This window comes from Serratia sp. 25CWL12 (assembly GCF_055790885.1).
On sequence record NZ_CM147698.1, the window covers coordinates 3,270,961 to 3,291,970 of the forward strand.

The window sequence follows — 21,010 nt, forward strand, 5'->3', positions numbered from 1 at the left end:
AAAGATGGAACAGGGCAACCAATTAGAGCAGGCCATGCTGCACATGTGTCATCATAAAGTGGAGCCAAACACCGCAGAACGACAATGGATTATTGCAGATATCGCAAGTTATCTTGCCGATGGCCGCTATGAAGAACTCGACGAACTCTATACACAAGCATTGGTTGAAAGTTTTACTCATCGTCAGGCTGAAAAACGTTATTTCCAAGCCTGGACGCAGATGTGTAATCCTTTCTACGATATGGACACGCTGATCAACGCTGGCCCTAGCGGCTTGGCATTGATTAAAAACTGGCAACTCGCCTGTCCCCATTCCTCGCATGCCTGGCTTGCTGAAGCACAGTACTGGAATCACTATGCCTGGCTGTATCGCAGTTACGGCTGGGCAAAAGAGACGACTCACGCGATGTGGCTTTGTACGTCGGCATGCAATGAGCAAATGGTGATCGCCGCCCTCAATGCCATTAACTGCGATCCTCGACAGTGGATGGCGGCTTCTCTTACCGCGACAAACTCAGAAGTTTTCGGCCAACCCAAATGGCTCGTGGCATTTTTACAGGGTAAAGAAATGACTGGGCAACGCTTGATGAAGGGGCTTGCTCAATATCATAAATCTTCACCACAAGAAGTGGACGCTCTGATGGCTCATTCTGGCTTATCTTTTGAGAATGCCGTCTGTCTGCAACTACCTCGTCCTGCCGAGTTACCCAATGGTATCGATAATACTGGACAGCAATACTGGCTCTCCGTTTGTCTGAATATCTTCCCCAACGCATTTTACCCACTCACTGAATACATTCCATTCCGTATGCCACGCTGGAGGGGGACACATGAGGAAATCCGCAAATTAATAGACTCTCTGCGATACAGACTTTCAAAACAAGAGTGTGAGCATCTTGAGTTGTTTATCTGGTGGGACGAGTATCGCGACTTACGTATCGCAGAAATTGACTCTCCGACAGAGCAAGAGCAAACCATCGCTAGAGCTAAAGCCATCGCACTACATGGACGTAACCAGGAAGATCGCCATAATGCCATTGGATGGTTGCTAACCTGTTATGACGACTTAAAGGATGACGATGCACTCTGGCACACCATTCAGCTCGCGGTGATGGAAGAAATGAAGTTAAGCCACTACTTCACTTATCGAGCATTGGCATTTGCACAACGAGATTTCCCTAATACCCACTGGATTTACAATTTTATTTGCCAAAACTCACAGCAAACGGTTTTTCCTCGAGTGGAAATTTATCGTGGTTATTTCCAATTTGCAGGATTGTTCGGCTTTGAAAAAAATGAAGAAATGGCCAAAAGCTGGTTGGGCAAAGGCAGTGTTAACAGCATCAACGCCAGTCCAGATTGGGCGTGGACTATTAGGTCCTTAGGTTGGCTGGATCTCCATGAGCATTGCATCTCATTGGCAGAACTTGGTGCCCGACGGAATATCCCCGGCGCATTTAGATGGTTAGCGCTGGAGTACGGCGATTCTGATGATACTACCCTACTCCCGTACCAACCGATTACCGCACTAAACTACAATCAACGTACAGCAAATCTCTTACATGAACAAATCGCCCGTCGAGACAATATCGCTTATCCATTGATTAGCAACGGCGGATATACTGAATATGAAGATGACCTGCGAGATATACACTTCAGCATGGCTGTTTCTTGCCAAAAATTAAGCCAAACAGAAACGGACCTGACTTTACGCGATGGTTATGAAAAAGATCTGCTCGATAATCTTTACCAAGCTCATCTCTTCGGTCACCAAACCGCTTGGGGACTCTTTTTACTGAATATCTTTGAAGTTAAAAATTTAGAGCTAGCTCATTCCCACCTTGATTTACTGCATGAAGAAGCTGAAAAAGGGACCCTGGAAGCGATGGTGAGCCTCTCTCGGCTGTATGGCAATAAGTTAGACAACAAGCTCTATAGCATGAAGAAAAGTGTACGTTGGGCTTACTTCGCCCGTAGGCTATTTCCCGACAGTGAGGTGGTAGAGGATTGCCTCTATCCACTGCATGCCAGTAGTAGGTGGAAACGATATCGGTTTGCCTGGCTGGCAACCCGCATTTCTGATACCGAGTTACCTGGCCAAGTAAACTCAATGGTGTAGCTTTTTATTATCAAATGCACCATTAGCCAAGCCATTACACTAAATCCACTCTGGCCCTAAGTGATAAAAAACGCGCAGTTTATCAATCAGGCATTGTGGATTTAATGGGCATTGTGGATTTAATGGGCATTGTGGATTTAACAGATATTATGTAGTGGGATAGTGGATTTAAGGGACGAGTTTGAAAGCATTTTGCACTGCGTTTTTACCATTTTCTGTAGTAAATACACAATAAGCTTGGGGGGGTGATTTGGCGGAACGGACGGGACTCGAACCCGCGACCCCCTGCGTGACAGGCAGGTATTCTAACCAACTGAACTACCGCTCCGCATTTCATTCCCCTATACCGTGGGGAATGAGCGAATATTACGGTCCACGCTCGACTCCGTCAATATTTTTTCCTATAGAAAGAGTCGGTTGAACAGTTTTTCAACGATACGCGGCCAAGGTGATATTTCTCTCACTGAAAAAACAACTATTCAGCTTTTGTCCGCCACAGACAACTGCCCCCCTTCTTGGCCACCAAGTCCAGACGTGCCTCATGGTCTGCAATTTCTTCAGCGCTGGCATAAATGACTTTCATTGCCGTCGTCGGACGTGTTACACGTTGGATGTCCTGTGCGGTCTCTATCTGCTGGCTATCCCCCTCCATCTGAAATGCCATCGAGGTCTGACCGCCCGTCATTGCCAGATAGACTTCCGCCAGGATCTCGGCATCGAGCAATGCCCCGTGTAGCATTCGTTTACTGTTATCTATCTCATAACGGCTGCATAAGGCATCAAGGTTGTTACGTTTGCCGGGAAACAGGCGGCGTGCCATCAACAAGCTATCAGTGATAGTACAGAATGTTTCCGTTTTCGGCATATCTCGCTGTAACATGCGGAATTCGTGATCCATAAAGCCGATATCGAACGACGCATTATGGATAACCAACTCACCGCCACGAATAAAATCGACAAACTCTTCAGCGATCTGATCAAAAGTCGGTTTGTCGGCCAAAAACTCATCACTGATGCCATGAACCATATAAGCTTCAGGATCCACTAACCGGTCTGGTTTCACGTAAACATGGTAGTGGCGGCCGGTCAGGCGGCGGTTAATCACTTCAACAGCACCAATCTCAATGATACGGTGGCCTTCGTAGTGAACCCCTAGTTTGTTCATACCGGTGGTTTCGGTATCAAGAACGATTTGTCTGGTTGATGATGTAGAGATCATATTGCAGTGCTCATAGCGCTCGTTTATGTCAGACTGTGCTTTTATAAAACTAATAGGAAGAGTCTACCAGAGATGCTCAAACAGGTAGAAATTTTCACCGACGGTTCCTGTCTCGGTAACCCGGGCCCCGGTGGTTATGGTGCAATATTGCGTTATAAACAACATGAGAAAACGTTCAGTGCTGGTTATCACCTGACGACCAATAATCGTATGGAGTTGATGGCGGCCATTGTGGCGCTAGAAGCGCTCACTTCCCCTTGCGAAGTGGTTTTAAGCACTGATAGCCAATATGTACGCCAAGGGATCACTAGCTGGATCCATAACTGGAAAAAACGTGGCTGGAAAACCAGCGATAAAAAACCGGTAAAAAATATCGATCTCTGGCAACGTTTAGACTTGGCAATTACTCGTCATACCATTCACTGGCAATGGGTCAAAGGGCATGCCGGGCATCCGGAAAACGAACGTTGTGACCAACTGGCGCGTGATGCAGCCGGTAACCCGACTCAAGATGATACGGGTTATCAGCCCGACACTTAAGGCAACTTACGATAACTCTTGGTCGCGCCCACTGCGCGACTAAGAGAGGGGTTCCTGACCCCCATTTTCAGCAGCGTTGGGGTTAATGGCCGCGTCCTCTTGCGTGCCACAATGAGGCTGATGCAACCCAAGGCAGGTAAATGTGTACTCAAAAAAGTCCCGCCTTTACGCTGCCAAGGTACGACATGAAAGCGCATCTGCTCCAACACTTCGTAATTCAATAAACTAAGCCAATCCAGCAAACGCATTTGGGTAAACATGCGGCTGACATAAGGCTGGCGCTGACGTACTCCCGGGATCAACTTGCCCATACCGAGTACACTGAAGGGGTTAAAACTACTTATCAGCAGCCAACCGTCATCAATCAACACGCGGTCAACCTCACGTAACAGGCGGTGTGGATCATCAGCATAGGAAAGAGTATGAGCCAACAAACAGGCATCTACTGCCTTCGTGGCAAAGGGTAACTGGTATGGATCTGCCAGCACATGCAGGTTATTGCCTGACAACCCCACATTAACCTGATGCGAGATAACACACTTTTCGGTATCTAACTCGGTACTAAGGTTACCAATTTTCAACAAATGAAAACCAAACAGTTTTGACCACCAGGGTTGCAACTGCTGCTCTAGAGCCTCACGATAGTATTCCCCCCATGGTAGCGCTGCCCAGGTCTGTGGGCTGGTGAGCTTTTGTAGAGTATGGGCTGGTTTCATGTTTTATTATCTTCCTTCAGCCATTGCCAACGAGAGGTCTCAATGAATCTTATCAGCATTCCTGCTTTTCAGGACAATTACATTTGGTTATTGTGCGACTCACAAAGACATTGCGTTATCGTCGATCCTGGTGAGGCTAATCCGGTTCTTGAGGCGCTCTCCGATCTGAACCTAACCCCAGATGCAATATTATTGACCCATCACCATCGCGATCATGTCGCCGGCGTGCCAGATATTATCTCACGCTATCCCGGTTTGGCTGTCTATGGTCCACATGAAACCGCCAACAAAGGGGCTAATCATCTGCTCAGTGCGGGGGATATTCTCAATATTGGTGGGCGCCGATTTACTGTGATCGCGGTTCCTGGACACACCTTGGAACACATTGCTTTCTACAGCTCCCCTTACCTATTCTGTGGGGATACTATTTTCTCTGCCGGTTGCGGACGGCTTTCTGAAGGGACAGCCGAGCAAATGTATGATTCATTTCAACGACTCGCGCAACTCCCTGATGAAACCTTAATTTGTTGCGCACACGAATATACACTCTCAAATCTTAAGTTTGCCAGTAAGATTTTGCCACAAGATGATCAAATTAGAACATATCAGGAGCAAGTTGAGATATTACGGGTAAAAGGAGAACCCAGCGTGCCCACAACGTTGCAATTAGAACGTAAAATAAATCTATTCTTACGTTGCCATGACACTGATTTACAAAAAGAAATAGGCTTTGATTCACCCCCAGCGCATCTTCATGAAGTTTTTTCCGAATTACGCCTGCGCAAGGATGCCTTCTAACCTTTTAGTTGCGTTTTTTAGTAAAGTAACGTATCATTGTTCGTCTTTTGAGCAACTAAATTGACATACATATGAAGACTAAAGCGATAATTCTCGCCTCAGTCTTGCTAGTAGGTTGCCAGTCATCCAAGCAGGATACGCTGGCCCCAAAACAGCATGCACAGAGTCTGTCTTCGGCAGGTCAAGAAAGTGAAGCAGGAAAGTACACAGCAAGCTCAGCGCAGTGGCTAGGTAGCAATAGCGCCGCGCAACAGGACCTGTGGAACTTCATTAGCGACGAGCTGAAGATGGAGGTTCCGGAAAATTCCCGGATCCGTGAACAAAAGAGTAAATATTTAAAACATAAGAGCTATCTCCACGATGTAACATTACGGGCAGAGCCGTACATGTACTTGATAGTCGAGCAGATTAAGAAACGTAATATGCCGATGGAACTGGTACTGCTACCCATAGTGGAGAGCGCTTTTGACCCTCACGCCACGTCGCATGCCAATGCTGCGGGGTTATGGCAGATTGTGCCTAAAACAGGTCGCCACTATGGTTTGAAAAACAATCAGTGGTATGACGAACGCCGTGATGTTGTAGCCTCAACAACCGCTGCGCTTGATATGCTGGAACGGCTGAACCGCCTGTTTGACGGGGACTGGTTACTGACCATTGCCGCTTACAACAGTGGTGAAGGTCGTGTAATGCAAGCCGTTAAGGCGAACAAACGCCAAGGTAAGCCCACTGATTTCTGGTCATTGTCGCTTCCACGTGAAACGTTAATCTATGTGCCGAAAATGCTGGCACTCAGCGAGATCATCAAGCACAACCAAAAGTACGGTGTCAAATTACCAAAACCTGACGAAACCCGTGCATTGGCGCGTATTGATGTCGGGCAACAGATTCAGCTCACTCAGGCAGCTGAGATGGCCGGGCTTTCGCTTACCAAGATGAAAGCTTACAATCCAGGCTACAAAAAAGGTGTCACCGCACCTAATGGACCTCATTACATTATGGTCCCCCAAAAGAATGCGGCTCAGTTGAAAGATTCGCTATCTGATGGGCAGGTCGCTGCGATATCGCCAAGTCGTCAGTCGACGAATAACGCTGGTTTGTCAGGCAGTGATGTGTACAAGGTTCGTCCAGGTGATACATTAGCGGCTATTGCCAAACGTCTGTATGTGCAAACCCGTGATTTACAGACTTGGAACAACTTGACGGACAAGAGCTCGCTAAAAGTTGGACAAACATTGAAGGTCACCAACAATAGCAGCAGTATCACCTATCAAGTCCGTAAAGGTGACTCCCTTGACAGTATAGCGCGTCGTCATGGTGTTGATATTAGTGACGTAAAGCGTTGGAACTCAGCGCTCAGCAAAAATAACAGTCTACAGCCAGGGCTTAAGTTGACCTTGTTTGTAAACAATAATAGCTCACCAGAGACTTAAATTTTCAGTCCCCAAAAAAGCATCTTTCGAGATGCTTTTTTTATTTCTATTGGGTTACCACTGTGACTTGTGCAACTCGGGACGGAACTCTACCAGTAACGGATTGTGATCTGAGGCTTGTGTCACCAACACCGAGGCGTCAGCCACCCGCAGATTACGGTAGAAGATAAAGTCCAGGGGGCGGCCAAATGCCTTACTCCGATGATCGTGGGTAAAACTCACCTCACGCAATGCCATATCCCCAGCAAACTGATATAAGGCATTAATACGCTTACGACTCCAGGCATTGAAGTCCCCTGCCAGAATCACCGGGCCTTGATGATAAGCAATCTGTTCCCCTAGTGAGGCTAACTGCTTACTGTAAACTTCAACACCAAGACTAAAGTTCACAGCATGAATATTCACCACCATCAGTAATTGATCATTATAAAGTGGATAAACCGTGATCAATGCCGACTTAGCCAGACGCAATAGTGGCTCACGTTCACGCAATGGACAGCAATAGACGGGGTGTGCTGCGGCCAGTGTCATCACACCAGAAGGATGTTGCGGTAACACGAAAGCAGGGACCTGATCAGTCGCCAGATAATTAGAGGTGGCAAAATTAACCAGTTCCGGCGTTGTCTGTGCCTCTTGTAGTAATACCAATTGCGCTTCTTTACCAAAGCCCTTCAGTACCGAAAGCCAATCTGACCGCTGTTGCTTGAAGATATTCCATACCATCACGCGTAATACATCCGTCGCTGGCAATGCAGCACCAAGTGGTAACGGCTGATTAATGGCACCAGGGAAAATTCGCTCGGCTGGTTGCCCTGCAACATACCTCATTGCATAGGTTCTTTTCGGCACGTTGTTCGCCTATTTTCCATTCGGGTTAAACTGATAGCGGCATTGCTATCCGCAATATACCCGCCGCCGTTGAAGCTACAAGAGGTCTTGATGACTCTCGCTTGCCTCAGCCATTATTGACCAGGATTCTGACTCCTCATGCCGTTGTAACCAACCTAGAGTGCGAATACGCTTGGGTATAGGTACAGTATACGCCTATACCTGCTGCCAGTACTGACTTTTAGGGATTATCCCGCTCTTTGTTATTAGGAAAAGACAGGCTGATTGCAATGAATAAAGCATATTGGCTCAAACAATTGATGATGTGAAAATCAGCCCCCTATCACTAAAGTGATCAAGGAACAGTGAATTCAGCAAACCATATTGTCAAAATTTCAATCGAAATGGACGAAGATAGCGGTAAAATCCCGGTATATCGGTGATGGTAACACGCACAAGAACACCTGATGAATGGGATTATGCTACTGAAAATGGGTCGTGAGATCATCTCACTGCATCGAAAAATCGCTCACTAGTACAGGCTAATAAGCGTCGGTAATACTGAAGGAACAACAAGTTAAGGCAGTGAGTAATTTGAATATGAAAAAGCCCTGAGTCAGAGACTCAGGGCTTATCAATTAAGTGGCGGAACGGACGGGGCTCGAACCCGCGACCCCCTGCGTGACAGGCAGGTATTCTAACCAACTGAACTACCGCTCCACCGATTCTTTCACGTTGCATCGCTTATCGCTTGATGCAGGCAAAACTGCAATTTTACAGTCTTGCTCATTATCAGATGTCACCCTGATAACGTTATTTGGATGCCTGGCAGTGTCCTACTCTCACATGGGGAGACCCCACACTACCATCGGCGCTACGGCGTTTCACTTCTGAGTTCGGCATGGGATCAGGTGGGACCACCGCGCTAAGGCCGCCAGGCAAATCAGGTTTCAGGTCACAGGAAACAGGTTTCAGTTAATCCACCTTGCCCCTATATACCTCAAAATCTTTGTTGCTCTCATCTTCAATCTGTAGAACAAGCTGATTATCGCTATCTCTCTACCCGATATCCTGGTATCAGGTCAAAACACCTTCGGTGTTGTAAGGTTAAGCCTCACGGTTCATTAGTACTGGTTAGCTCAATACATCGCTGCACTTACACACCCAGCCTATCAACGTCTTAGTCTTAAACGTTCCTTCAGGGACCTTAAAGGCCCAGGGAAGACTCATCTCGAGGCAAGTTTCGCGCTTAGATGCTTTCAGCGCTTATCTTTTCCGCACTTAGCTACCGGGCAGTGCCATTGGCATGACAACCCGAACACCAGGGGTGCGTTCACTCCGGTCCTCTCGTACTAGGAGCAAACCCTCTCAATCTTCCAACGCCCACGGCAGATAGGGACCGAACTGTCTCACGACGTTCTAAACCCAGCTCGCGTACCACTTTAAATGGCGAACAGCCATACCCTTGGGACCTACTTCAGCCCCAGGATGTGATGAGCCGACATCGAGGTGCCAAACACCGCCGTCGATATGAACTCTTGGGCGGTATCAGCCTGTTATCCCCGGAGTACCTTTTATCCGTTGAGCGATGGCCCTTCCATTCAGAACCACCGGATCACTAAGACCTACTTTCGTACCTGCTCGAGCCGTCACTCTCACAGTCAAGCTGGCTTATGCCTTTGCACTAACCTCACGATGTCCGACCGTGATTAGCCAACCTTCGTGCTCCTCCGTTACTCTTTGGGAGGAGACCGCCCCAGTCAAACTACCCACCAGACACTGTCCTCACCCCGGATCACGGGGCCGAGTTAGAACATCAAACATTAAAGGGTGGTATTTCAAGGTTGGCTCCATGCAGACTGGCGTCCACACTTCAAAGCCTCCCACCTATCCTACACATCAAGGCTCAATGTTCAGTGTCAAGCTATAGTAAAGGTTCACGGGGTCTTTCCGTCTTGCCGCGGGTACACTGCATCTTCACAGCGAGTTCAATTTCACTGAGTCTCGGGTGGAGACAGCCTGGCCATCATTACGCCATTCGTGCAGGTCGGAACTTACCCGACAAGGAATTTCGCTACCTTAGGACCGTTATAGTTACGGCCGCCGTTTACTGGGGCTTCGATCAAGAGCTTCGCGTTGCCGCTAACCCCATCAATTAACCTTCCAGCACCGGGCAGGCGTCACACCGTATACGTCCACTTTCGTGTTTGCACAGTGCTGTGTTTTTATTAAACAGTTGCAGCCAGCTGGTATCTGCGACTGGCTTCAGCTCCAGGAGTAAATCCCTTCACCTAACGCCAGCGTGCCTTCTCCCGAAGTTACGGCACCATTTTGCCTAGTTCCTTCACCCGAGTTCTCTCAAGCGCCTGAGTATTCTCTACCTGACCACCTGTGTCGGTTTGGGGTACGATTAAATGTTACCTGATGCTTAGAGGCTTTTCCTGGAAGCAGGGCATCAACTACTTCATCTCCGTAGAGACTCGTCATCGTGCCTCAGGGTTGATAGTAAACCGGATTTGCCTGGTCTACCCCCCTACACACTTGAACCGGGACAACCGTCGCCCGGATAGCCTAGCCTTCTCCGTCCCCCCTTCGCAGTAACACCCAGTACAGGAATATTAACCTGTTTCCCATCGACTACGCTTTTCAGCCTCGCCTTAGGGGTCGACTCACCCTGCCCCGATTAACGTTGGACAGGAACCCTTGGTCTTCCGGCGAGCGGGCTTTTCACCCGCTTTATCGTTACTTATGTCAGCATTCGCACTTCTGATACCTCCAGCAACCCTCACAGGTCACCTTCGCAGGCTTACAGAACGCTCCCCTACCCAACAACGCCTAAGCGTCGCTGCCGCAGCTTCGGTGCATGGTTTAGCCCCGTTACATCTTCCGCGCAGGCCGACTCGACCAGTGAGCTATTACGCTTTCTTTAAATGATGGCTGCTTCTAAGCCAACATCCTGGCTGTCTGTGCCTTCCCACATCGTTTCCCACTTAACCATGACTTTGGGACCTTAGCTGGCGGTCTGGGTTGTTTCCCTCTTCACGACGGACGTTAGCACCCGCCGTGTGTCTCCCGTGATAACATTCTTCGGTATTCGCAGTTTGCATCGGGTTGGTAAGCCGGGATGGCCCCCTAGCCGAAACAGTGCTCTACCCCCGAAGATGAATTCACGAGGCGCTACCTAAATAGCTTTCGGGGAGAACCAGCTATCTCCCGGTTTGATTGGCCTTTCACCCCCAGCCACAAGTCATCCGCTAATTTTTCAACATTAGTCGGTTCGGTCCTCCAGTTAGTGTTACCCAACCTTCAACCTGCCCATGGCTAGATCACCGGGTTTCGGGTCTATACCTTGCAACTATTCGCCCAGTTAAGACTCGGTTTCCCTACGGCTCCCCTATTCGGTTAACCTTGCTACAAAATATAAGTCGCTGACCCATTATACAAAAGGTACGCAGTCACCTAACAAGTAGGCTCCCACTGCTTGTACGTACACGGTTTCAGGTTCTATTTCACTCCCCTCGCCGGGGTTCTTTTCGCCTTTCCCTCACGGTACTGGTTCACTATCGGTCAGTCAGGAGTATTTAGCCTTGGAGGATGGTCCCCCCATATTCAGACAGGATAACACGTGTCCCGCCCTACTCATCGAACTCACAATCCATGCATCTTCGTGTACGGGACTATCACCCTTTACTGTGCGACTTTCCAGACGCTTCCACTGACACACAAACTGATTCAGGTTCTGGGCTCTTCCCCGTTCGCTCGCCGCTACTAGGGGAATCTCGGTTGATTTCTTTTCCTCGGGGTACTGAGATGTTTCAGTTCCCCCGGTTCGCCTCCTGCCACTATGTATTCATGACAGGATAGTGCAACGAATTGCACTGGGTTTCCCCATTCGGGTATTGTCGGTTGTAACGGTTCATATCACCTTACCGACACTTTTCGCAGATTAGCACGCCCTTCATCGCCTCTGACTGCCTAGGCATCCACCGTGTACGCTTAGTCGCTTAACCTCACAACCCGAAAGTGTCTTGCTGTCTGACGACAGGTCACTTTGTGCTGTGATTATTTGAGAGACTCTTTCAACGTCATCAATGTCAGTTAACTCATTGATGCGCTGAAGTTTCAATTTTCAGCTTGTTCCAGATTGTTAAAGAGCAATATCTTAAACATGACTCCACAGAATCATCTTTAAGATAAAAAGTATCATCAGATACTGAAGACCGCCGCTTTCACCGGGAAGGTCGGAAGCAGTTGGCGTCCCCTAGGGGATTCGAACCCCTGTTACCGCCGTGAAAGGGCGGTGTCCTAGGCCTCTAGACGAAGGGGACACGACACCGTACTTTTATGACGCTTTTGCTCATTACTGTTCATCAGACAATCTGTGTGAGCACTTCACGCGAAGCAATATCTTTAGGTAAGGAGGTGATCCAACCGCAGGTTCCCCTACGGTTACCTTGTTACGACTTCACCCCAGTCATGAATCACAAAGTGGTAAGCGCCCTCCCGAAGGTTAAGCTACCTACTTCTTTTGCAACCCACTCCCATGGTGTGACGGGCGGTGTGTACAAGGCCCGGGAACGTATTCACCGTAGCATTCTGATCTACGATTACTAGCGATTCCGACTTCATGGAGTCGAGTTGCAGACTCCAATCCGGACTACGACGTACTTTATGAGGTCCGCTTGCTCTCGCGAGGTCGCTTCTCTTTGTATACGCCATTGTAGCACGTGTGTAGCCCTACTCGTAAGGGCCATGATGACTTGACGTCATCCCCACCTTCCTCCGGTTTATCACCGGCAGTCTCCTTTGAGTTCCCGACCGAATCGCTGGCAACAAAGGATAAGGGTTGCGCTCGTTGCGGGACTTAACCCAACATTTCACAACACGAGCTGACGACAGCCATGCAGCACCTGTCTCAGAGTTCCCGAAGGCACCAATCCATCTCTGGAAAGTTCTCTGGATGTCAAGAGTAGGTAAGGTTCTTCGCGTTGCATCGAATTAAACCACATGCTCCACCGCTTGTGCGGGCCCCCGTCAATTCATTTGAGTTTTAACCTTGCGGCCGTACTCCCCAGGCGGTCGATTTAACGCGTTAGCTCCGGAAGCCACGCCTCAAGGGCACAACCTCCAAATCGACATCGTTTACAGCGTGGACTACCAGGGTATCTAATCCTGTTTGCTCCCCACGCTTTCGCACCTGAGCGTCAGTCTTTGTCCAGGGGGCCGCCTTCGCCACCGGTATTCCTCCAGATCTCTACGCATTTCACCGCTACACCTGGAATTCTACCCCCCTCTACAAGACTCTAGCTTGCCAGTTTCAAATGCAGTTCCCAAGTTAAGCTCGGGGATTTCACATCTGACTTAACAAACCGCCTGCGTGCGCTTTACGCCCAGTAATTCCGATTAACGCTTGCACCCTCCGTATTACCGCGGCTGCTGGCACGGAGTTAGCCGGTGCTTCTTCTGCGAGTAACGTCAATGTGATGTGCTATTAACACACCACCCTTCCTCCTCGCTGAAAGTGCTTTACAACCCTAAGGCCTTCTTCACACACGCGGCATGGCTGCATCAGGCTTGCGCCCATTGTGCAATATTCCCCACTGCTGCCTCCCGTAGGAGTCTGGACCGTGTCTCAGTTCCAGTGTGGCTGGTCATCCTCTCAGACCAGCTAGGGATCGTCGCCTAGGTGAGCCATTACCCCACCTACTAGCTAATCCCATCTGGGCACATCCGATGGTGTGAGGCCCGAAGGTCCCCCACTTTGGTCTTGCGACATTATGCGGTATTAGCTACCGTTTCCAGTAGTTATCCCCCTCCATCAGGCAGTTTCCCAGACATTACTCACCCGTCCGCCGCTCGTCACCCAGGGAGCAAGCTCCCCTGTGCTACCGCTCGACTTGCATGTGTTAAGCCTGCCGCCAGCGTTCAATCTGAGCCATGATCAAACTCTTCAATTAAAAGCTTGATTTGCTAAGTTAATAGCGATGCTCAAAGATTACTGCATGAATTTTACTTACATGAGTCACTCTTTAAGACTTGATATTTTTTTGTTGCCGAAGCAACTGGATATCGTCTTTGTGAGTGCCCACACAGATTGTCTGATAAATTGTTAAAGAGCGTGGTTACCAAAACTTCCTGGTAACGCGGGAGGCAGATAATACTTCTTCCCGCTGAAGAGTCAACCTTTTTCTCTACAAGAGACGGTGTTTTCACCGGGTTGCTTCTTCCTGCCAGGGCGACTTGTCAGCCGTTGTTCCCGAGCAGTGGAGGCGCATTATAGGGAGTTCTCAGTTCACCGCAACCCCTAAATTCAAAAAAAGATCCAACCGTTCAAATAACAATCAAAACCACCATTATCGACTGTTATTTGAGCAATTGATTCGTCATTTGCAGATTATTGCCAATCAAAAGCCCATCTGCCCGTTCAAATAATATAGGGGTGGTAATCCACCCCTATCATTAATCACAATCATTCATTTATTGTTTAGCGACGATATGATCGTTTTCCACATCCAACGTTACTGGTCTGCCTGGAAGCAATTGCCCAGACAAGATCTGCTGCGCCAACGGGTTTTCTATTTCCTGTTGAATTGCTCGCTTCAATGGCCGAGCACCATAAACTGGGTCGTAGCCTATTTTACCTAACAGCTCCAACGCTGGTTCCGTCATGTTGACTTCATAGCCTCGCTCTTCCAGACGTCTGTACAAGCGAGCCAACTGGATCTTGGCAATCTGCGCGATATGTTTCTGACCCAGCGGATGGAAGACCACAACTTCATCTATACGGTTGATAAATTCCGGACGGAAATGATGAGTGACCATCTCCATGACCGCTTCCTTCATTTGCGTATAATTCATCTCACTAAAGTGCTCCTGGATCAGGTCAGAACCCAGGTTAGAAGTCATGATCACCACCGTATTGCGAAAATCAACCGTGCGGCCCTGACCATCGGTCAGGCGCCCATCATCCAACACCTGCAATAAAATATTGAATACATCGGGATGGGCTTTTTCCACCTCATCCAACAGAATGACTGAGTAAGGACGGCGGCGAACAGCCTCTGTCAAATATCCGCCCTCTTCATAACCCACATAACCCGGAGGAGCCCCTACCAAGCGCGATACGGAGTGCTTCTCCATAAACTCCGACATATCAATACGTATCATGGCATCGTCACTGTCAAACAGGAACGAAGCCAAGGCTTTACACAGTTCGGTTTTACCGACCCCGGTAGGCCCTAGGAACAGGAATGAACCGATTGGTCGATTAGGATCCGAAAGACCTGCACGACTACGACGAATAGCATTAGCTACCGCGTTCACCGCTTCATCCTGCCCAATCACCCGGGAATGCAGTTCTTGTTCAAGACGCAGCAGTTTGTCGCGTTCTCCCTCCAGCATTTTGGCCACTGGAATCCCCGTTGCTTTGGCCAACACTTCAGCAATTTCCGCATCGGTAACCCGGTTACGCAGCAACTTCATGGTCTTGCCTTCAGCTTGGGTTGCTGCTGCAAGCTGTTTTTCCAAATCTGGGATTTTGCCATACTGCAATTCAGACATCCGAGCCAGGTCACCCATACGACGGGCCTGCTCCAGTGAAATCTTGGCTTGTTCCAGTTCAGCCTTAATATTCTGCGTACCAGTAAGGGAAGCTTTCTCTGCTTTCCACTCCTCTTCAAGCTCAGAATATTCCCGCTCTTTCTGTTCCAGTTCACCACTCAGCATTTCCAGTCGTTTTTTACTGGCATCATCTGACTCTTTATTCAGCGCCTGTTGCTCGAGTTTAAGTTGAATAATACGGCGCTCAAGACGATCAAGTGACTCTGGCTTAGAATCCATCTGCATGCGGATACTGGATGCGGCTTCATCGATCAAGTCGATGGCTTTGTCCGGTAACTGACGATCGGAAACATAACGATGCGACAGAGTCGCCGCCGCGACAATCGCCGGGTCAGTAATCTGAACATGATGATGCAGTTCGTAACGTTCTTTCAGACCACGCAATATGGCAATGGTATCCTCAACGCTAGGTTCCGCCACATAGACCTTTTGGAAACGTCGCTCAAGTGCGGCATCTTTCTCTATATACTGACGATACTCATTTAAGGTTGTGGCACCGACGCAATGTAGCTCACCACGGGCAAGCGCGGGTTTAAGCATGTTGCCGGCATCCATCGCCCCATCTGCTTTGCCAGCACCCACCATGGTGTGTAATTCATCAATAAAGAGAATGACACTACCTTCCTGCTTGGCAAGATCACTCAACACCCCTTTCAGGCGCTCTTCAAACTCACCGCGATATTTAGCCCCGGCAATCAACGCCCCCATATCAAGGGAAAGCACTCGCTTATGTTTCAGCCCCTCAGGCACTTCACCATTGATAATGCGCTGAGCCAAACCTTCAACAATAGCGGTTTTACCGACACCCGGTTCACCAATCAATACCGGATTATTTTTGGTACGACGTTGCAGGACCTGAATGGTTCGGCGGATCTCTTCATCACGACCAATCACCGGATCAAGTTTGCCCTGCTCTGCACGTTCTGTAAGATCAATTGTGTATTTTTTCAATGCTTGACGTTGGTCTTCTGCACCTTGGTCATCCACGCTGTCACCACCCCGCATTTGCTCAATAGACTTGGATATTTTATCCACTGTTGCACCGGACGCTTTCAGTAGGTCGGTCAAAGTACCGCGTTCTTCAAGCACCGCCAGCACAAACAACTCGGAAGAAATAAATTTATCGGCTCGCTTTTGCGCCAACTTGTCACAGAGGTTAAGAACACGTACCAGTTCATTTGAGGGCTGAACATCCCCACCAGTACCTTCTACTTGCGGCAGACGAGCCAAAGCCTGATCGATGCCTGTGCGCAGATGCGCAACATCGACTCCGGCAGCCGTTAATAATGGACGAACCGTGCCCCCCTCTTGATTGAGCAACGCGCTCATAAGATGTAACGGTTCAATAAATTGATTGTCGCGCCCAAGGGCTAGAGATTGAGCGTCGGCGAGGGCAAGCTGGAATTTGTTAGTAAGACGATCCAGACGCATAACACCTCCAATATAGGTTGAAATTGCTACTGGAGATCAAATGAGGTCATTCCTCAAATTTTCAAGGTTATTTCAACACTAATTATGAGTACAACGTTATGCATCTGTGGATCGTCCTAGGGTAGTAGGTTATATCACCCAAACCAAACTTGCCAGACGTCCGGTTAATCCATCGCGCCGATAGGAGAAAAAATGACTCATTTCGCTCATAGTGCAACGGTTTCCACCATAAATGGCTAAAATACCAGCACGCTGTAACCGCTGTTTGGCTAAAAAATAGATATCCGCGAGAAACTTTTCACCATGGGGAATAAATGCTGCAGCCGCAGCACGGTCAACCGCAATGAATGCTTCTCTGACTTCGGGACCGACTTCGAATTGACGTGGGCCTATGGCCGGACCAAGCCACGCGATGATCTGTGCTGGCTCAGCGGCAAAGTGTGCAACGGTATTTTCCAACACGCCATTGCATAAACCTCGCCACCCTGCATGTGCAGCAGCAACCTCATCACCCGCCAGTGATGCAAAGAGAACTGGCAGGCAATCTGCCGTCATCACTGCGCACACCTGGCCAACCTTATTGCTATAAACCGCGTCAGCTTGCTTGTCTTGCGGTATTTGCCCATCCAACATCAGGACTTTTGTGCCATGCACCTGTTCAAGCCACAATGGCATTTGCGGCAAACCAGCCAATGCCACCAGCAATTGGCGGTTATGGGCCACAGCCTGAATATCATCACCAACATGATCCCCCAAGTTCAGGGAATCATAGGGAGGCAAACTGATACCACCGAGTCGAGTCGTACTACAGGCTTTAACCCCAGCAGGCAGAGGCCAATCAGGCACAATAAGTGAATTCATTACCAATCCATCTGATCTCTAAATTCTTTGGTGTCAGCTTTTAATGCCTCAATCAACTCGACCATATCCGGTGGCAATGGCGCATGCCATTCCATCTGAATACCGCTGATCGGGTGGTAGAGACGCAACATAGTGGCATGTAGCGCCTGACGATCGAAACCACGTAGCGTATTGATAAATGCTTCGGAAGCACCTTTAGGTGGACGTGGCCGGCCACCATACAATTGATCTCCCACCAGCGGATGACCAATGTACGCCATGTGTACTCGGATCTGGTGCGTGCGCCCTGTTTCCAAACGCAAGCGTAGACGGGTATGCGCGCGGAAGTGCTCCATAATACGATAATGGGTTACGGCAGGTTTACCCATCGGGTGTACTGCCATATGAGTACGTTTAGTAGAGTGACGCGCTATCGGCTCCTCCACGGTGCCCCCCGCAGTCATGGTACCGATTGCCACTGCCTCATACTCACGGGTAATCTCACGTGCCTGCAAAGCTTCAACCAAGCGTGTTTGCGCTGGAATCGTTTTTGCCACAACCATCAAACCGGTGGTGTCTTTATCCAAACGATGGACGATCCCGGCACGAGGTACGTCGGCAATTGCGGGGAAATAATGTAACAAGGCATTAAGCACTGTACCATCTGGATTACCCGCACCAGGGTGCACCACCAGGTTACGCGGTTTGTTAATCACTAAAATATCGGCATCTTCATAGACAATATCCAGTGCAATATCCTGTGGCTCCCAACGAACCTCTTCGTCTACTTGTGCATCAATAGCAACAGTTTCCCCTCCCAAAACCCTCTCTTTAGGTTTATTTGCTGTTTTTCCATTGACCTGCACACGATCTTCCAGTATCCAATCTTTTATGCGAGATCGGGAATAATCAGGGAACAATTCTGCCAAAGCCTGATCTAAACGTTGTCCGAGTTGAGTTTCGGCCACCGTTGCGGTGAGTTGTACTTGTTGTACCATATGTCACTTCTTCATTAACGTTGGGTTTTCGCGGCGATGCCGTTTAATATAATGTACTATTGTATACCGATGTTGTTTCAAGATGCAGATAAGTGGCAACGGAGTAAAGCCCGATAAGCATAAAGCAGCTAATCATTCGGGTAAGTACAGGCAGCCAATACCCCTGAAATTTGAAAGGTAATGGGTATAACTGGTCTTTTGCCGGAAACTTAACGGACAGTTTCCGGAATAACACCTTGAGGATAATCAAAACGTCATGACGCGTATGAAATATCTGGTGGCAGCAGCCACATTGAGTCTGATGCTGGCAGGTTGTTCCACATCCAAAGATGTGGTTCCCGACAATCCACCTTCGGAAATCTATGCTACTGCCCAGCAAAAACTACAAGAAGGTAACTTTAAGGCTGCGATTACGCAACTCGAAGCGTTAGATAACCGCTATCCTTTCGGGCAGTACTCCCAGCAGGTTCAGTTGGACTTGATTTATGCCTACTATAAATCTGACGATTTACCGTTGGCACAAGCCTCGATCGACCGTTTTATGCGCCTGAATCCGACGCACCCAAACATCGATTATGTCATGTATATGCGTGGCCTGACCAACATGGCCCAAGATGACAACGCACTACAGGGCTTCTTCGGCGTTGATCGTTCGGACCGTGATCCACAGCATGGGCGCGCCGCGTTTCGCGACTTTAGCCAACTCCTTCAACAGTTTCCTGATAGCCAATATGCAGCAGATGCTTATAAACGGCAGGTGTTCCTGAAAAACCGTCTCGCTAAGCATGAGCTCTCAGTAGCGGAATACTACACTAAACGTGGTGCCTACGTCGCGGTGGTTAATCGTGTTGAACAAATGATGCGCGATTTCCCGGACACTCAAGCAACACGCGATGCATTGCCGTTGATGGAAAATGCTTACCGCCAGTTGCAGTTGAATGCCCAAGCAGACAAGGTGGCGAAAATCATCACCGCTAATCCGGCTTAAATATTTACTGAAAATCGAATAGGAGGCGGGCTCACTCCCGCCGTCCTCTCACACCACCGTACATACGGTTTTGTATATAGTGGTTCATTAGTAACGTTGGAACTGATGGGGCTGGTATGTACGATGTTCATCTTGCTGGGCAAGACAGCCACATTGGGGTAGTACCATAGACTCAGGAGTAAGGATGCCGAGTTCGCCATCCTTATCGTACAGTGACTGGATTAGACAAAATCTGCGGCAAAATCTAACCCAACATAGTTTTCAGCAATCGTCGTTTGACCTGCTTGTGACCGCATCAGGTATTCCAACTCAGCCACCTGAATTTTCTGCTCAATCGGGTCATCGGAGAATTTGTGCATCACAGAGGTAAACCACCATGAGAAGCGCACCGCTGCCCAAATACGACGCAGCGCCGTTTCGGAGTAACGATCAAGCAGATCCTGACGCCCCGCCTCATACCAAGCGATCAACGCAGTTGACAGATAGTGCACATCGGATGCTGCCAAATTCAATCCTTTAGCCCCAGTTGGCGGCACAATGTGCCCAGCATCACCCACCAGGAACAAAGAGCCAAAGCGCAAAGGTTCAACCACAAAGCTACGCAACGGTGCAATGCTTTTTTCGAATGATGGCCCAGTGACCAGCGTGCTGGCATAAGGTTCTGGCAGGCGAAGGCGCAACTCATGCCAAAATGCGTCATCTGACCACGCTTCCACCTGATCAGTCAGCGGAACTTGCAGATAATAGCGGCTGCGGGTATGAGAACGCATGGAGCACAATGCAAAGCCACGCGGGTGATTGACATAAATTAACTCTTCATGGACTGGCGGAGTCTCTGCCAGCAGCCCCAGCCAGCCAAAAGGATAAACGCGTTCATACTCCCGCAAACGATCCTTCGGTACCGCGGCACGTGATGCGCCATGGTAGCCATCACAACCGGCGATATAGTCGCAGTGCAATACCTGCGGTTCACCGTTGGCGATGAAACTGATGGTGGGTTTATTGTCAAAAAAGCCTGTCGGCAACACATCCCGCGTTTCAAAAATGACTTGGATGTTATCGTCCTGCAATACCTTATCGTACAAATCTTTAGTCAATTCAGTCTGACCATAGACCATGACCTTTTTTCCACCACTCAAACCCGCGAGATCGATCCGTTTGATCTGATGATCAAATACCAGGCTGAAACCCTCATGGAGCAAGCCTTCCTTGTCCATTCGACTCCCCACGCCTGCATGGCGAATGAGATCTATCATGCCTTGCTCCAGTATCCCGGCGCGCACGCGCGCTTCGACATAGTCGCGCGTCTGTCTTTCCAATACCACACTCTTGATACCTTTCTGGCTCAGTAACAGTGCCAGACACAACCCTGAAGGTCCTGCGCCAATAATAGCGATTTGTGTTTTCATCACGTTCTCCTCAAGCCGTTATACAACCCACGGGTATACCTGTGGTACTTCAAGGGGCAGTGGTGTTGGCT

General features: G+C 48.9%; 12 protein-coding genes, 3 tRNA genes and 3 rRNA genes. 5 read left to right on the forward strand and 13 right to left on the reverse strand.

The genetic code is table 11. The annotated features are described in order from the left end of the window. Nucleotides 1-4 precede the first annotated feature (4 nt). Nucleotides 5-2,119 (forward strand): DUF4034 domain-containing protein, encoded by a 2,115-nt coding sequence (locus ACX9GV_RS14085; RefSeq protein WP_473195948.1) that lies wholly within the window; start codon nucleotides 5-7, stop codon nucleotides 2,117-2,119. A gap of 251 nt (nucleotides 2,120-2,370) precedes the next feature. Here ACX9GV_RS14085 and ACX9GV_RS14090 read toward each other — a convergent pair. After that, nucleotides 2,371-2,447, reverse strand: a tRNA-Asp gene (locus ACX9GV_RS14090). Between the two features lie 147 nt (nucleotides 2,448-2,594). Further along, nucleotides 2,595-3,338, reverse strand: a complete 744-nt coding sequence (gene dnaQ / locus ACX9GV_RS14095; protein WP_023491263.1) for a DNA polymerase III subunit epsilon — start codon at nucleotides 3,336-3,338, stop codon at nucleotides 2,595-2,597. A gap of 72 nt (nucleotides 3,339-3,410) precedes the next feature. On the opposite strand from dnaQ, the gene rnhA reads away from it, so the two are divergent. Then, a complete protein-coding gene (gene rnhA, locus ACX9GV_RS14100) occupies nucleotides 3,411-3,878 on the forward strand; it encodes a ribonuclease HI (protein WP_473195949.1) in 468 nt (155 codons plus the stop codon). Here the strand turns inward: rnhA and ACX9GV_RS14105 are convergent. Beyond that, nucleotides 3,875-4,594 carry a class I SAM-dependent methyltransferase gene (locus tag ACX9GV_RS14105; protein WP_023491261.1) on the reverse strand — a complete coding sequence of 240 codons (720 nt, stop codon included), beginning with the start codon at nucleotides 4,592-4,594 and terminating at the stop codon, nucleotides 3,875-3,877. The genes rnhA and ACX9GV_RS14105 overlap by 4 nt on opposite strands. 42 nt (nucleotides 4,595-4,636) lie before the next feature. Between ACX9GV_RS14105 and gloB the strand changes: the two genes are divergently transcribed. Together gloB and mltD are read left to right on the forward strand one after the other, a co-directional pair. Further along, complete coding sequence (gene gloB, locus ACX9GV_RS14110; RefSeq protein ID WP_473195950.1) at nucleotides 4,637-5,392, forward strand: hydroxyacylglutathione hydrolase; 756 nt, start codon at nucleotides 4,637-4,639, stop codon at nucleotides 5,390-5,392. 71 nt (nucleotides 5,393-5,463) lie between these two features. Beyond that, nucleotides 5,464-6,825 (forward strand): murein transglycosylase D, encoded by a 1,362-nt coding sequence (mltD, locus tag ACX9GV_RS14115; RefSeq protein ID WP_473195951.1) that lies wholly within the window; start codon nucleotides 5,464-5,466, stop codon nucleotides 6,823-6,825. A 54-nt stretch (nucleotides 6,826-6,879) separates the two neighbouring features. On the opposite strand, the gene ACX9GV_RS14120 is transcribed toward mltD, so the two are convergent. The 9 genes from ACX9GV_RS14120 to rluD all read right to left on the reverse strand — a co-directional run bounded on the left by ACX9GV_RS14120 (nucleotide 6,880) and on the right by rluD (nucleotide 18,542). Then, nucleotides 6,880-7,674, reverse strand: a complete 795-nt coding sequence (locus ACX9GV_RS14120) for an endonuclease/exonuclease/phosphatase family protein (protein WP_023491257.1) — start codon at nucleotides 7,672-7,674, stop codon at nucleotides 6,880-6,882. Between the two features lie 622 nt (nucleotides 7,675-8,296). After that, a tRNA-Asp gene (locus ACX9GV_RS14125) sits at nucleotides 8,297-8,373 on the reverse strand. Nucleotides 8,374-8,476: 103 nt separating this feature from the next. Next, a 5S ribosomal RNA gene (rrf, locus tag ACX9GV_RS14130) occupies nucleotides 8,477-8,592 on the reverse strand. 164 nt (nucleotides 8,593-8,756) lie between these two features. Further along, nucleotides 8,757-11,663: ribosomal RNA gene (locus tag ACX9GV_RS14135) — 23S ribosomal RNA — on the reverse strand. 242 nt (nucleotides 11,664-11,905) lie between these two features. Further along, a tRNA-Glu gene (locus ACX9GV_RS14140) sits at nucleotides 11,906-11,981 on the reverse strand. A gap of 87 nt (nucleotides 11,982-12,068) precedes the next feature. Next, nucleotides 12,069-13,610, reverse strand: a 16S ribosomal RNA gene (locus tag ACX9GV_RS14145). The 16S, 23S and 5S rRNA genes sit together here with 2 tRNA genes alongside, the layout of an rRNA operon. 520 nt (nucleotides 13,611-14,130) lie before the next feature. After that, nucleotides 14,131-16,704, reverse strand: coding sequence for an ATP-dependent chaperone ClpB (gene clpB, locus ACX9GV_RS14150; protein ID WP_473195952.1), 2,574 nt, complete (start codon nucleotides 16,702-16,704; stop codon nucleotides 14,131-14,133). Nucleotides 16,705-16,833: 129 nt separating this feature from the next. Beyond that, nucleotides 16,834-17,565, reverse strand: a complete 732-nt coding sequence (yfiH, locus tag ACX9GV_RS14155; RefSeq protein ID WP_473195953.1) for a purine nucleoside phosphorylase YfiH — start codon at nucleotides 17,563-17,565, stop codon at nucleotides 16,834-16,836. After that, nucleotides 17,565-18,542, reverse strand: coding sequence for a 23S rRNA pseudouridine(1911/1915/1917) synthase RluD (gene rluD / locus ACX9GV_RS14160; protein ID WP_023491043.1), 978 nt, complete (start codon nucleotides 18,540-18,542; stop codon nucleotides 17,565-17,567). Before rluD ends, yfiH begins: the two co-directional genes overlap by 1 nt. Nucleotides 18,543-18,798: 256 nt before the next feature. Here rluD and bamD point away from each other — a divergent pair, with 256 nt between their 5' ends. Further along, nucleotides 18,799-19,530 carry an outer membrane protein assembly factor BamD gene (bamD, locus tag ACX9GV_RS14165; protein WP_473195954.1) on the forward strand — a complete coding sequence of 244 codons (732 nt, stop codon included), beginning with the start codon at nucleotides 18,799-18,801 and terminating at the stop codon, nucleotides 19,528-19,530. Between the two features lie 221 nt (nucleotides 19,531-19,751). Here the strand turns inward: bamD and pobA are convergent, their stop codons facing one another. After that, nucleotides 19,752-20,939: a 4-hydroxybenzoate 3-monooxygenase gene (pobA, locus tag ACX9GV_RS14170; protein WP_473195955.1), complete on the reverse strand. Its 1,188-nt coding sequence runs from the start codon at nucleotides 20,937-20,939 to the stop codon at nucleotides 19,752-19,754. Nucleotides 20,940-21,010: the final 71 nt, after the last annotated feature.